Genomic DNA, 14,071 nt, shown 5'->3' with positions numbered 1-14,071 from the left:
AGGGAACATTTTGAAAAAGATATTAGTTGTCGATGATGAAGTTGCAATAGTTACATTGTTAAAATACAATTTGGAACAAGCCGGTTATGAAGTAGCAACAGCATTAGACGGCCAAACAGCGCTTGAAATGGCCCAAAGCGACGGCTTTGACTTCATTTTACTTGATTTGATGCTGCCTAGAATGGATGGGCTTGAGGTCACTAAGCACTTGCGGCAAGAAAAAATCAAGACTCCTATTATGATTTTGACAGCTAAAGGTGAGGAATATGATAAAGTAATTGGTCTTGAATTAGGGGCTGATGATTATATGACAAAGCCCTTTTCTCCTCGTGAAGTAATTGCGCGTATTAAAGCAATTGCTAGAAGAACCGATAGTAATATAAAAGTCGAGGAAGAAGGAAAAGATAAGTTTTCTGGAGAAGATAGGACGGAATATTTTGAATTTCCAGATTTTTCTGTAGACTTGATTAACTATACAATTACGAAGGATGGGCAAAAAATTAAGTTAACACCGAAGGAATTTGAATTGTTGACTTATTTTATCAGAAGACAGCACCGCGTTTTGAGCAGGGATAAGCTTTTAAACGGTGTTTGGGGTTTTGATTATGTTGGTCAAACACGTATGGTAGATATGCATGTCAGCCATTTGCGAGAAAAAATAGAAAAAGACCCGAAAAACCCGCATTATATAGAAACTGTGAGAGGGTTCGGCTATCGTTTTGAAGGTGAAAAGAATCAGAATAATTAGGACTTTTTTCAGCGATGCAATTATCATTTTTATTTTTCTGACAGTAATTTTCTTGTTGGTTATCCGGCAAGTTCGTAATGGCTCAGTCAGTGCCTGGGGAGTTGAAACTTTTTTATTATTGTCTGTTACAGCAATAATTTTGGCAGCAGTAGATATTTTTGGCAGGTATTTGCGGTTTAGAAAACGTAAGCAAAATTTAGAAGCTCTCAATTCCAGACTAAGTAATATTATTGAAGGAACAAAAGGGAAACATGTTTTGTTGGAGCCCTCTGACCCTTATTATGAATTGTCGCAGTCTATCAATGCTGTTCAGAGTATGAAAGACATGATCTCTAAAAGTTTCGTGACACAGCAAAGAGGCTACTTTTCTTTGATTGAATATTTAACGATTGGTGTTATGGTCTTGGATCAGGACCGCAAGATATATCTTAGCAACCATGCAATGAGTGATTTAATCGGACGGGAAATGAATCTTAAAAAGCAACTTTATGTAAATGTATTAAGGACGTATGAACTGAGTCAGCTGATCGAGAGAGTTTATCAGGATAGACAAGATCAACATGCAGAAATAAAATTGGATTTTTCTGATAAGGTTGTTGATGCACATGTGGTTTATGTTCCAGTAAGCGAACATCATTTTTTGGTGATGGCACTTTTATATGACATTACAGAACTAAAGGAAATTGAAAGAATGCAGATGGACTTTGTCGGTAACGTGAGTCATGAGTTGAAAACACCTATCACAGCGATTACCGGTTTTAGCGAGACTCTTTTACAAGGCGCGTTAAAAGACCCAAAAGCTTTGAAGGAATTTTTGAATATTATTCATCAAGAAAGTTTAAAATTAACTGAGCTGGTTGAAGATATTTTGTCACTTGCAAGGATTGATGCAAGTCCGGAACTTAAGCTGGATGAAATTGATATACGCAAATTTATAATTAATCTTTTACGACCATTTAGACCGGAAATTAGTAAAAAAGATATTCACGTTGAAATTCAGATTCCAAATGGTTGTACTGTTCAAGTTGACCAGAATAAACTAAGACATGTAATTAATAATCTGGTGCAAAATGCTATCAAGTATAATAATTATAAAGGGAATGTTTGGCTGAAAGGAACTATTAAGAAAGATTCTTGGTTTATCAGCGTAAATGATAATGGATATGGGATTCCTAAAGATGAAAAGGAACGTATTTTTGAAAGGTTTTATAGGGTCGACACTTCGCGCTCACGTCAAAATGGCGGAACAGGTTTAGGACTTTCTGTAGTTAAGGAGTATGTAGAAGCAATGTCTGGCAAGATAACAGTAGATAGCCAGGTAGGAGTCGGCTCAACCTTTACAGTTATCTTTCCCCTTGAACTTCCTACAGCACCTTTGAATGAGAGCACTAAATAGCTGATTACCAGTATAAGTCTGTAAAGATTGGGCTGTGGCAAAAATAATCCTTTTGTCATGGCCCTTTGACATAAATATTTAAACAAGTTTCGACTTTACTTTAGTGTATGAGAAATTGCACACGCTAAAAGAAAAGTATAGAATCAAAATAATCAAAAAGTTTTAAATAGTTGACTAAGGGTGCGAAACTTTATATTTAAAAATGGCTAGGAGTGAAAAAGTTGAGAAAAACCTTCAATAATGAGTTGAGTAAAATGCATGTTCGTTTTGCAGAAATGGGAATGATGGTTCATGAGGCTATATTTCGCGCTGTGAAGGCTTTTGTTGATCATGATAAAGCGCTGGCCCACAATGTGATAGTACGGGATCAAGCAATTAATGAATGTGAAAATGAACTTGAAAAAATGACATTGGAAGTTATTGCACTCTATCAACCGGTTACTGCAGACCTTCGTGATGTTATTACTATTTTGAAAGCTAGTTCTGATATTGAGCGGATCGGCGATCATGCAGTTAGCATGTGCAATGCAACGATTAGAATGAAAGGAAGTCAAAGAATTGCTGAAATAGAAGTTGAAATTGCCAAAATGGGTGACTATACGTGTTCTATGGTTGAACATGTTCTTGATGCGTATGTTAATCGAAACTTGGAACGAGCTTATCAGATAGCGAAAGATGATCGCTTTCTTGATGCAGAGTTAAGAAAGATCAGGCAACGCTGCATGACTGTTATGCAGGCTGCTCCTGCTTCGGTTTTCAGTGGTTCTTATTATATTTCCGTAGCTACTTACTTGGAAAGAATAGGTGACTATGTTACTAATGTTTGCGAGTGGATTGTTTTTTTACAATTAGGAGAAATTGTAGAATTGAACCCGAGTTCGAAAAATAATTTGTAATTTTATTTAAACTTGTTTGAAGTTACTGTGATTGATTTGCTAAAACCTAGATGAAAATGTACAATTTTAATAGTTAAACTCTGGCAGAAAGATAGTTTAAGGAGGAACATTTTAATTGAGAAAGGACACAAAAAAAATAAAACGTTCAACTAACCGTTATTTAGCAGGCGTATGTGCAGGGCTGGCAGAATACTTAAACTTTCCTGTGTGGGTTATACGGATAACTTTTCTGATTCTTGCTCTTATTCCACACTTGACATTTTTAATGATTGCCATCTATCTCATGTTAATTGTAACCATTCCGGCTTCTGAGAATAATTCTTTCTTTAGTTTAAGTTCTTTATTTAAGCAAGAGTCGAATTCGAAAAGAAAAAGAAAACGTACTCGACGCGTTATTAAAGATGTACACGAAAAAGATATTCATTAGAAACACAATTTTGGAGGAAGATAAATGCTGTTTTTGCGACGTGTTTTGATTAACGCAATCATATTTATAGCTGCTGCGGGGTTTTTCCCACAATATTTTTACGTTTCCAGTATCTGGATATCGCTAATAGCTGCAGTTACTTTGGGTTTACTGAATGCTTTTGTCAAACCAGTTTTACTGATTTTATCATTACCGATTACTTTCATGACTCTAGGGCTGTTTTATTTTGTTATTAATGCTTTTATGCTCGAAATGACATCATTTCTAGTTGGTAACTCCTTCAAATTTTCAAGTTTCGGAGCTGCTTTTTTTATGGCTCTGATTTTAGGCTTTATCAACCTGATAATCACTAATTATTTTCAAACAGATCACTAAGCATTAGAATAGTATTGTTTATAAAATACATTAGTTAGGTAATTCGTGTAGGGGGTTTTTATTGTGGATAATACTGTTAATGTAAAAAGTCTGGTTGAAATGACTGGATTGAAGGTTTTTTCTGGTGAGAAATACTTGAAAACAAAACTTATTTCTACAAGTGATATTTCACGGCCAGGACTTGAGTTAACTGGGTACTTTGATTATTATCCTGCTGAAAGGATTCAAGTGCTGGGAATGACAGAGATATCCTACGCACGAAAAATGGATAAAAAAAAGCGTGAGGATGTAATGAATAAGTTATGTAGAAATGAAGTTACACCTTGTTTTATTATTTCACGTTATTTGCCTGTACCTGAAGAATTGGATATTGCTGCCAAGAAGAGAGGCATCCCAGTTTTAAGGTCTAAATTACCAACTACGCGGCTTTTATCAAAAATGACAGATTATTTGGAAACACAGCTTGCAGAAAGAAAGTCATTGCATGGGGTTTTAGTGGATATTTATGGTTTAGGAGTGCTTATTACTGGTGATTCGGGTGTAGGCAAGTCAGAAACAGCCCTTGACCTGATCAAAAGAGGGCATCGTCTGATCGCCGATGATAGAGTCGAAGTCTATCAAAAAGACGAGCAGACTATTAGAGGGGAAGCTCCTAAAATTTTAAGACATTTGTTGGAAATTCGTGGGATTGGGATCATTGATGTCATGAATCTCTTCGGAGCGGGTGCAGTCCGTGCCGAGACAGATATTTCTTTGATCGTTCATTTGGAAGATTGGGGACCGGATAAAAAGTTTGACCGTCTGGGCAGCGGTGAACAGAAACTCAGAATTTTTGACGTCGATGTCCCTAAAATTTCTATTCCAGTTAAAATTGGAAGAAATCTTGCCATTATTATTGAAGCTGCAGCTATGAATTTCAGGGCCAAGACAATGGGGTACGACGCAACTAAGCTTTTTGAGAGCAATTTAAATAATCTTATTCGTGAAAATTCTAATGAACAGTAAGGATGTGTTTATTAAGTGAATTATTTACTGAGTGCCCTTGATCCTGTTGCCTTTTCTTTAGGACCTCTTGAAGTCCATTGGTATGGAATAATTATTGCTACAGCGGTGGTCTTGGCTGTTGCTTTGGCAGTTAACGAAGGTAAAAAAAGAGGAATTTCGGAAAATGACATCTATGACCTGCTGCTATGGGCAATGCCATTTTCAATTATTTCAGCACGTATCTACTATGTAGTGTTCGAATGGAACTATTATTCGCAGCATTTAAATGAAACTTATCGTATTTGGGATGGCGGTATCGCAATTTACGGGGCACTGATTGGTGCAATAATAGTTGTTAATATTTTTTGCAAACGCAGACAGATATCTGTTTGGTTAATGTTAGATGTGATTGCTCCCACAGTAATTATGGCGCAAGGAATCGGCCGCTGGGGAAACTTTATGAACCAAGAAGCTCATGGTCAAAAGACAACTTTCAGCTTTTTGCAAGGGCTACATTTGCCAGGCTTTATTATTAATCAAATGAACATTAACGGTACATATTACCAACCGACATTTTTATATGAATCATTATGGGATCTTGGAGGATTTGTCGTGTTGCTTTTGCTGCGCCATCGAAAGGGCCTTTTCAAACGAGGTGAGGTTTTTTTTAGCTATGTTATTTGGTATTCATTTGGGCGCTTTTTTATTGAAGGAATGCGTACAGATAGTTTAATGCTGGGAGTAATGCGCGTTTCACAATGGCTGTCAGTTATTTTATTTGTTGCTGCAATTGTCTGGCTTTTTTTACGTCGTTACTGGAAACCTCTTAATCCTTGGTACTTGGATGGAAAAGAAGATAGATATGAAAAATAGGAGTGGTAGCTGTGTGTGAAAGAATTGCTGTAATCGGAGCTGGCTCTTGGGGAAGTGTTTTGGCAAATACTCTGGTTTTAAATGGTCTAAAGGTCCGTATATGGTCGCGCAGACAAGAACAAGTTGATGAACTGAATAATCTTCATACCAATCGGCATTATTTAGCTGATTTTGAATATGATTCGAGGTTACAAGCAACAACTGAGCTAAAAAAAGTAATTGAAGGAGCAACTGTAATTTTGTTGGTCGTCCCTACAAAAGCTATTAGAATGGTTTCTCGCCAAATTGCAGCACTTTTAGCCCCAAACGACAAAAAAACTGTGATTGCTCATGCCAGTAAAGGATTAGAGTTGGGGACCCACAAAAGAATTTCTGAGATTATTGCTGAGGAGATTCCTGAAGATAGGCGCAATGGGATTGTTGCTTTATCGGGACCAAGCCATGCAGAAGAAGTTGCCTGTCATGATCTGACTCTGGTTACAGCAGCCTCTGAAAATCAAGAAGCTGCGAAGCATATACAGAAAATTTTTATGAATGAATATTTCCGTGTTTATACTAATAGCGATATCATCGGTGTAGAACTTGGAGCTGCTTTTAAAAACATTATTGCTTTAGGAGCTGGTGCACTTCATGGATTGGGCTACGGAGATGATGCTAAGGCTGCTTTGATAACCCGTGGGCTTGCGGAGATTGCTCGTTTAGGAGTTGCTTTAGGGGCAGAACCGCTGACCTTTATTGGTTTAACAGGCGTCGGCGACTTGATTGTAACTTGTACGAGTGTTCATTCACGCAACTGGCGTGCAGGAGATCAGCTTGGGCGTGGAGAGGACTTAAAAAAAGTTGTTGCTAATATGGGAATGGTAATTGAAGGTATTAATACAACTAAAGCTGCATATGAACTTGCCCAGCAAGAAAAGATTGAAATGCCGATTACAGAAGCAATCTACGACGTTATCTACAAGGGCCGTAAAATCAAAGATGCCATTTTAGAGCTGATGAAACGTGAAGGACGTTCAGAAGAAGAAACAAAAAATTAGAATGCTTACTAAAAGTAAGCTATAATAATAAAAGAGCTTCATGAAAATTAGGTCTTGGCTGAAAGAAGAAAGGAAAGGTAAAATTAATTTGGCAAAACAATATGATGTGATTATTATCGGCGCCGGTCCAGGAGGAATGACGGCTGCATTATATGCATCACGTGCTAACCTATCTGTGTTAATACTTGACCGGGGAGTGTACGGCGGACAAATGAATAACACTGCTGAAGTTGAAAATTATCCAGGATTCAAATCTATCTTAGGTCCGGATCTTGCAAAAAAAATGTATGACAGTGCACTACAATTTGATGCTCAGTATGCGTATGGGACTGTTCAAAGTATCGACGTTTCTGATGAAGGACTAAAGACAATTAGGACAGATAGCGATGTCTTTGAGACAAATGCATTGATTATTGCAACTGGTTCTCAGTATAAAAAGTTGGGTATCCCAGGAGAAGAAAAATATAGTGGGCGTGGAGTTTCTTACTGTGCGGTATGTGATGGGGCTTTTTTTCGTGATCGTGATGTTGCAGTTGTTGGGGGTGGAGACTCGGCAATTGAGGAAGGTTCATATTTGGCACAAATGGTTAAGAACGTCAATGTGATTCACAGACGTGATCAGCTGCGGGCGCAAAAAATTTTACAGGAACGTGCATTCCAAAATTCTAAAATTAATTTTACTTGGAATACTATAGTCATTCAAATAGAAGGCGATGGGCAAAAAGTTACTGGTGTGAAAATCCACAATAAAAAAACGGGTGTTGATGAGGTCATGCCAGTTTCTGGGGTATTTATCTACATCGGTTTATTGCCTATGACTGAAACGGTTACTCATCTTGGAATCACAGATGAACAAGGCTGGATTATTACAAATGACAAGATGGAGACTAGTGTTCCGGGAATCTTTGCAGTAGGAGATGTCCGAAAAAAAGATTTACGGCAGATTGCTACAGCTGTTGGCGACGGTAGTGTTGCAGGACAAGAGGCTTTTAATTATCTTGAAAGTTTAAAAGACATTCAAAGAAGTTAGTTTACTGTTTACTGATTAAAAAGTTTAAAAATCAAAGGCTTGCAGTTTTTTGCAGGTCTTTTTTTAAGCCTAAGCTACTGATATAGTTGATGACTAAAATGGTAGTTTCTAAAATAATTTAATCAATTTTGCATAAAATTTCATGTCCATCAATATAGCACTAGGACTACTGAAACATTTAGAAGGCGATTAAATAATTTATCCTTTTTTGAATAAAAGCGGTTTATTTATAGTATACTATCAGTAGAATAATTTAGGAGTGATTATGTTGAGTTGGAAAGATAATTATACTGTATGGGCTGATTTTGCAGGCCTTGATCCGAAATTACGCAGTGAATTAACAGAAATAAAGGATGATCAAGCGGCTCAAGAGGATGCCTTCTACGCACCGCTTGAATTTGGAACAGCAGGAATGCGTGGGATTCTTGGACCGGGAATCAATCGAATGAACATTTATACTGTCAGACAAGCAACAGAGGGACTAGCATTGTTTATGGATACATTGGCTGAAAGTGTAAAAAAACGCGGTGTAGCAATTAGCTTTGATTCGAGACATCATTCACAAGAATTTGCACACGAAGCGGCGCGTGTGTTGGGCATGCATGGCATTCCAAGCTTTGTTTTTGAAAGTTTGCGTCCGACACCAGAACTTTCCTATACAGTTCGCCACCTTGGAACTTATGCTGGGATTATGATTACGGCAAGCCATAATCCAAAGCAATACAATGGCTATAAGATTTATGGTGAAGATGGTGGTCAAATGCCGCCTAAAGAATCTGACTTAATCACTAAATTTGTGCGTCAAGCAAGTGATCTGTTTAATATTAAGGTAGCAGATGAAAAAGAACTGAAATCTTCAGGATTATTACAGATTATTGGAAAAGAAGTTGATGAAGCTTATTTAGCTGAAGTCAAGAAGGTAACCATTGACCAAGACCTTGTAGCAAAAGAAGGAAAAACCATGAAATTGATTTTTTCTCCGCTCCATGGAACTGGAGCTGTTTTAGGGGAAAAGGCCTTGAAACAAGCTGGATTTACTAATTTTACAATGGTAAAGGAGCAGGCCAAGCCGGATCCTGAATTTTCTACCGTTGTAAAACCTAATCCAGAAGATCCAGCAGCTTTCAACTTGGCAATTGAGCACGGTAAAAAAGAAGACGCCGACCTTTTGATAGCAGTTGATCCAGATGCCGACCGTTTAGGAGCAGCAGTTCGACAGCCTTCCGGAGAGTACCAGCTGTTGACAGGTAACCAAATCGCTGCTCTAATGTTGAATTATATCCTGACAGCCCGCAAAAAAGCCGGGACCCTTCCACAAAATGCAGTAGTTGTAAAATCAATTGTTTCTAGTGAATTTGCGACAGCAATCGCTAAAAGTTATGACGTAGAGATGGTTAATGTTTTAACAGGTTTCAAGTTTATTGCAGAGCAGATTAAGCACTATGAAAAAACTAAGGAACATACTTTTATGTTTGGCTTTGAGGAAAGTTACGGATACCTTGTCAGACCCTTTGTACGCGATAAAGATGCAGTGCAGTCTCTTGTCTTGTTAGCTGAAGTAGCTGCATACTACAAGAGCATGGGACAAAATCTTTACGATGGGCTTCAAGAACTTTTCCAAAAATATGGCTTCTTTGCTGAAAAGACAATTGCTTTAACTTTTGATGGTGTTGAAGGTGCTGAGGAAATCAATACATTAATGGCTAAATTCAGAAAAAATGCACCCACTGCTTTTGCTGGAGTTAAAGTAGCTGCAATAGAAGACTTTGCAAGTTCAGAAAAGAAATCAACATCTGGAGAAGTTTCACGCATTGAACTTCCAAAGGCTAATGTTTTGAAATACATTCTAACTGATGGTTCTTGGATTGCAGTTCGCCCTTCAGGTACGGAACCTAAGATTAAGTTATACCTTGCAACAGAAGCTCAAACACAAGAAAAAGCTTTATTAAAGAGAAAAAAGTTTGAGGACGAAATTAGAGATTTTGTAAAAAAATAAGCAAGCTTTAAAATTTAGCTTAATACCGATATACTTTAACAGGGACAGACATTAAGAATTTAAATGGTCTGCCTCTGTTATTTTTAAATAGTTAAATTTTTTAAAACTTTTTTTGTGGGCGGTGATGAATTGAAAAACAGTAATTTAAAACGTAGAGCTATCATTAAAAATGAGTTATGGAATAGTGATGTGGTGAGTGCCGGAAAATTCGCAAAAAAATTTGGTGTCAGCCGCCAGACTATTGTGGGCGACGTTGCTTTGCTTCGTGCAGAAGGAGAACCGATTATTGCAACGGTAAACGGATATCGCATTAAGGAAAAAAGTACCGCTTTTCATGGGATTTTGGCCTGCAGACACAGTTTAGACCAGACTCGTTTAGAATTGGAGACAATTGTTAAGCTTGGAGGAGAGGTTATCGATGTAACGGTTGAACACAATGTGTATGGGCAGCTTACCGGAACGCTGGGAATTGCGACTGAAGCAGATATAAACGATTTTATGAGCCGGACAGTACATGGAGAACATCACCTGCTTTCCAGCCTTACGAATGGAATTCACTTACATGAAGTTGCTTGTGAAAACGAATCTCAATTCAAAAAAATAAAGGAACAACTTTCCAAACTTGGGATTCTTTATAAATAATGAACTTGACGTGGTAGAAAGAAAAGTATAGTTTAAACTTAACTATATGTCTTGACACCCTTTAAAAGTCTGTTGGACAATGTTGGAGGAAGCTAATGAAATCACGTAACCTAACTCTTTTGCTAGACCTTTATGAGTTAACAATGGCAAATGGGTTCTTTGAAGAAGTTCCTGAAAAAAAGGGGTATTTTGATCTATATTTCCGTAAGATTCCCGACAAGGGCGGTCTTGTTATTTATGCAGGACTTGCCCAAGTGATCCAATATCTTAATGAACTTCAGTTTAGCGACTCAGATATTGAATATCTTAGGAAGATGGAAACTTTTTCACCTGCCTTTTTGGAGTACCTGAGTAATTTTAAATTTGAGTGTGATGTTTGGTCAGTTGAAGAAGGGACACCAGTTTTTCCTAATGAGCCCTTGATAACTGTCAGGGGACCATTAGTTCAGGCTCAGCTGCTTGAAACAATGTTGTTAAACATTGTTAACCATGAATCATTGATTGCTACAAAGGCACGCCGGATATGCATGGTAGCACGGGGAAGGTCAGTGATGGAATTCGGCTCAAGGCGTGCTCAAGGTGCTGATGCCGCGACTTATGGTGCACGTGCAGCGGTAATTGGGGGATGCTCTGGGACTGCAAATGTTTTGAGCGCAAAACTCTTTGGGCTAAAGCCGCTTGGAACTATGGCACATAGTTGGATTCAGTCTTTTTCAACGGAAAGAGAAGCTTTTTTGGCATGGATGAAAATTTACCCTCATAACTGTCTTTTACTTGTAGACACTTACGATGTTTTGAATTCTGGTGTCCCTAACGCAATTAAAATCTTCGAACAGTTAAAAAAAGAGGAGCTTTACAGTAATATCGGAATAAGAATAGATTCGGGAGATATTACATATCTGACTAAGAGAGCTCGTAAAATGTTGGATGAAGCGGGTTTTAAGAATGCAACAATTACTGTCTCAAATGCACTTGATGAAGATGTTATCCAAAACGTACTTGAAGAAGGAGCATCAATTGACAGTTTTGGTGTGGGTGAAAAGCTTATTACTGCTTCTTCAGATCCGGTTTTAAGTGGTGTTTATAAGCTTGTCGCTACACAAGAAGATAATAAGATTATTCCAAAGATAAAGCTCAGCAATACCGTCGAGAAAACCACGATTCCCGGCTTCAAAAATCTTTATCGTTTATATGATAAGGAAGGAGAAGTCCAAGGAGATCTTCTGAGTTTATATGCAGAAAAAATTCGTGGAAACAGCAGAATTTTTAATTCAGATCCGAATAAGACTCAACAAAAAAAGAAAATGCATGGACTGGTACTAAAACCTTTGCTGGTTCAGATTTTTAAACAAGGAAGATTAGTTTATAAACAACCAAAAACGATGGAGATTCAAGAAACATCCAGTCAAAAAATCGGAAAACTGCCAGCAGCATGTTTGCGTTTGAAAAATCCAGATATTTACGATGTTTATTGGACACATCAGCTCAAGGAATTACGGGCAAAAATGATTGATGAGTTTTCTGACTAATAAATTTAAATGCGTGCGAAAGTATGTTCGCTATGTTAAAATTAATAGGCGTGATAACAGGCCGTGACAAGCCAATTGTCATGGCCTTTTTTGCAGGTGAAGAATGCAGTGATAATAGGAGGTTGATGACTTGATAGAAAGACAAGAAGAACGTAATTTTGAACTGGTTTCATCATATAAGCCGACGGGCGATCAGCCAACGGCTATTCAAGAACTCTCTCAAGGAATTTTAGATGGTGAAAAAGCTCAGGTTCTTTTGGGAGCAACTGGAACTGGTAAAACTTTTACAATTTCGAATGTGATCAAGAATGTCAATAAGCCTACTCTTGTGCTGGCACATAATAAGACACTTGCAGGTCAATTATACAGTGAATTTAAAGAATTTTTTCCTAACAATGCAGTTGAATACTTTGTTAGTTATTATGATTACTATCAACCTGAAGCTTATGTACCTTCAAGTGATACCTATATTGAAAAAGATTCAAGTATTAATGACGAAATAGATAAATTACGGCATTCGGCGACCAGTTCATTGTTAGAACGCAATGATGTAATTGTCGTGGCTTCTGTTTCTTCGATCTTTGGCCTGGGTGATCCTCATGAGTATCAGGCTCATACTCTTTCTTTGCGAATTGGACAGACACTGGAGCGAGATACTTTATTGCGTCAGCTGGTAGATATTCAATTTGAAAGAAATGATATTGATTTTCAACGTGGGCGTTTTCGTGTACACGGTGATGTTGTTGAAATCTTTCCTGCCTCACGTGATGAACGTGCGCTACGGATTGAGTTTTTTGGAGATGAAATTGATCGTATCCGAGAAGTAGATGCACTTACTGGTGAAATTGTTGCAGAACGCGAGCACGTTTCCATTTTTCCTGCTACGCATTTTATGACAAATAAGGATATTATGGATAAAGCAATTTCAGGAATCCAAACTGAATTGGAAGGACAACTTAAGAAACTAAGAGATGCTAATAAGCTCCTTGAAGCACAGCGGCTTGAGCAAAGAACGACTTATGATATCGAAATGCTGCGTGAGATGGGATATTGTTCTGGTATTGAAAATTATTCACGGCATATGGACGGACGAAAGCCTGGGGAACCGCCTTACACATTACTAGACTTCTTTCCTAAAGACTTTCTGCTGGTTGTTGATGAATCCCATGTAACGATGCCACAGGTAAGAGGAATGTACAACGGAGATAAGGCTCGTAAGCAGATGCTCATTGACTACGGTTTTAGGCTGCCTAGTGCTCTTGACAATCGCCCCTTGACCCTTACAGAATTTGAGAATCATGTCCATCAAATTGTTTATATGTCAGCAACTCCGGGGCCTTATGAGTTATCTCAGACTAATAAAGTTGTACAGCAAATTATCAGGCCTACCGGTTTATTGGATCCATTAATAGAAGTACGACCCATCATGGGGCAAATGGATGATCTTGTAGGAGAGATTAATAAAAGGGTAGAGCGCCATGAGCGGGTTTTTGTGACCACATTGACCAAAAAAATGTCTGAAGACCTAACTGATTATTTAAAAGAACTTCAAATCAAGGTTAAATATCTTCATTCAGATATTAAGACACTAGAACGGACTAAAATTGTACGAGATTTACGTCTGGGTGTTTTTGATGTCTTGGTTGGGATAAACCTTTTGCGTGAAGGAATAGACGTACCTGAGGTTTCTTTAGTAGCAATTCTTGATGCTGATAAAGAAGGCTTTTTGAGAAGTGAACGTTCTTTAGTACAAACTATAGGGCGTGCTGCACGAAATGAAAACGGACGTGTAATAATGTATGCTGACAATGTTACTGATTCGATGAGCGGTGCAATAGAAGAAACTAAAAGGCGCCGTAGTATCCAAGAAAAATATAACGAAAAAAATCACATTATACCCCGTACTATTAAAAAGAAAATTCGAGCTTTAATTTCAATTACCAAGCCGGTAAAGGGCGGCAAAAGTAAGAGCTTCAGCGCCTTGGAATTCAAAGACATGGAAAAAGACGAACAAAAAGAAATGCTTTTAAAATTGGAAGAGCAGATGCGTTCTGCTGCCAAACAGCTGGATTTTGAGCAGGCAGCAACATTGCGAGATACAATCATTGAATTAAAAGGTCAGCAAGATAAGTAGTGCA

Annotated in this window: 13 protein-coding genes; all 13 read left to right on the top strand. The window is 37.9% G+C overall.

Annotation, left to right across the window (positions count from 1 at the left end; translation table 11 throughout):
- Nucleotides 1-10: 10 nt before the first annotated feature.
- The 13 genes from FD46_RS08820 (at nt 11) to uvrB (ending at nt 14,067) form a co-directional block, all read left to right on the top strand.
- Nucleotides 11-748, top strand: a complete 738-nt coding sequence (locus FD46_RS08820) for a response regulator transcription factor (protein WP_057896780.1) — start codon at nt 11-13, stop codon at nt 746-748.
- The gene (gene pnpS, locus FD46_RS08815) at nt 726-2,144 is read left to right on the top strand and encodes a two-component system histidine kinase PnpS (protein ID WP_235805608.1); all 1,419 of its coding nucleotides are present in this window, start codon (nt 726-728) and stop codon (nt 2,142-2,144) included. Before FD46_RS08820 ends, pnpS begins: the two co-directional genes overlap by 23 nt.
- Before the next feature lie 221 nt (nt 2,145-2,365).
- Complete coding sequence (gene phoU / locus FD46_RS08810) at nt 2,366-3,040, top strand: phosphate signaling complex protein PhoU (protein ID WP_057896778.1); 675 nt, start codon at nt 2,366-2,368, stop codon at nt 3,038-3,040.
- 115 nt (nt 3,041-3,155) lie between these two features.
- On the top strand, nt 3,156-3,467 hold the full coding sequence (locus FD46_RS08805; RefSeq protein ID WP_057896777.1) for a PspC domain-containing protein: 312 nt from the start codon (nt 3,156-3,158) through the stop codon (nt 3,465-3,467).
- Nucleotides 3,468-3,491: 24 nt separating this feature from the next.
- Entirely contained in the window at nt 3,492-3,842 is a 351-nt protein-coding gene (locus FD46_RS08800) for a phage holin family protein (RefSeq protein ID WP_057896776.1), read from the top strand.
- Between the two features lie 63 nt (nt 3,843-3,905).
- Nucleotides 3,906-4,847: an HPr(Ser) kinase/phosphatase gene (gene hprK / locus FD46_RS08795; protein WP_083479408.1), complete on the top strand. Its 942-nt coding sequence runs from the start codon at nt 3,906-3,908 to the stop codon at nt 4,845-4,847.
- Nucleotides 4,848-4,862: 15 nt separating this feature from the next.
- Nucleotides 4,863-5,699: a prolipoprotein diacylglyceryl transferase gene (gene lgt / locus FD46_RS08790; protein ID WP_057896775.1), complete on the top strand. Its 837-nt coding sequence runs from the start codon at nt 4,863-4,865 to the stop codon at nt 5,697-5,699.
- A gap of 11 nt (nt 5,700-5,710) precedes the next feature.
- The gene (locus FD46_RS08785; RefSeq protein WP_057896774.1) at nt 5,711-6,736 is read left to right on the top strand and encodes an NAD(P)H-dependent glycerol-3-phosphate dehydrogenase; all 1,026 of its coding nucleotides are present in this window, start codon (nt 5,711-5,713) and stop codon (nt 6,734-6,736) included.
- Between the two features lie 88 nt (nt 6,737-6,824).
- Nucleotides 6,825-7,766 carry a thioredoxin-disulfide reductase gene (gene trxB / locus FD46_RS08780; protein WP_057896881.1) on the top strand — a complete coding sequence of 314 codons (942 nt, stop codon included), beginning with the start codon at nt 6,825-6,827 and terminating at the stop codon, nt 7,764-7,766.
- Between the two features lie 268 nt (nt 7,767-8,034).
- The gene (locus FD46_RS08775) at nt 8,035-9,762 is read left to right on the top strand and encodes a phospho-sugar mutase (protein WP_057896773.1); all 1,728 of its coding nucleotides are present in this window, start codon (nt 8,035-8,037) and stop codon (nt 9,760-9,762) included.
- A 129-nt stretch (nt 9,763-9,891) separates the two neighbouring features.
- Complete coding sequence (locus FD46_RS08770) at nt 9,892-10,404, top strand: transcription repressor NadR (protein WP_057896772.1); 513 nt, start codon at nt 9,892-9,894, stop codon at nt 10,402-10,404.
- 95 nt (nt 10,405-10,499) lie between these two features.
- Nucleotides 10,500-11,933 (top strand): nicotinate phosphoribosyltransferase, encoded by a 1,434-nt coding sequence (locus tag FD46_RS08765; RefSeq protein ID WP_057896771.1) that lies wholly within the window; start codon nt 10,500-10,502, stop codon nt 11,931-11,933.
- Nucleotides 11,934-12,063: 130 nt separating this feature from the next.
- Nucleotides 12,064-14,067 carry an excinuclease ABC subunit UvrB gene (gene uvrB, locus FD46_RS08760; protein WP_057896770.1) on the top strand — a complete coding sequence of 668 codons (2,004 nt, stop codon included), beginning with the start codon at nt 12,064-12,066 and terminating at the stop codon, nt 14,065-14,067.
- The last annotated feature ends 4 nt before the right edge of the window (nt 14,068-14,071 follow it).

The sequence above is a fragment of the Liquorilactobacillus oeni DSM 19972 genome (genome assembly GCF_001436275.1).
GTDB classification, from domain to species: Bacteria; Bacillota; Bacilli; order Lactobacillales; family Lactobacillaceae; genus Liquorilactobacillus; species Liquorilactobacillus oeni.
Note: the sequence above shows the minus strand (reverse complement) of the source record. Positions and strands in the feature narration are given on the sequence as shown.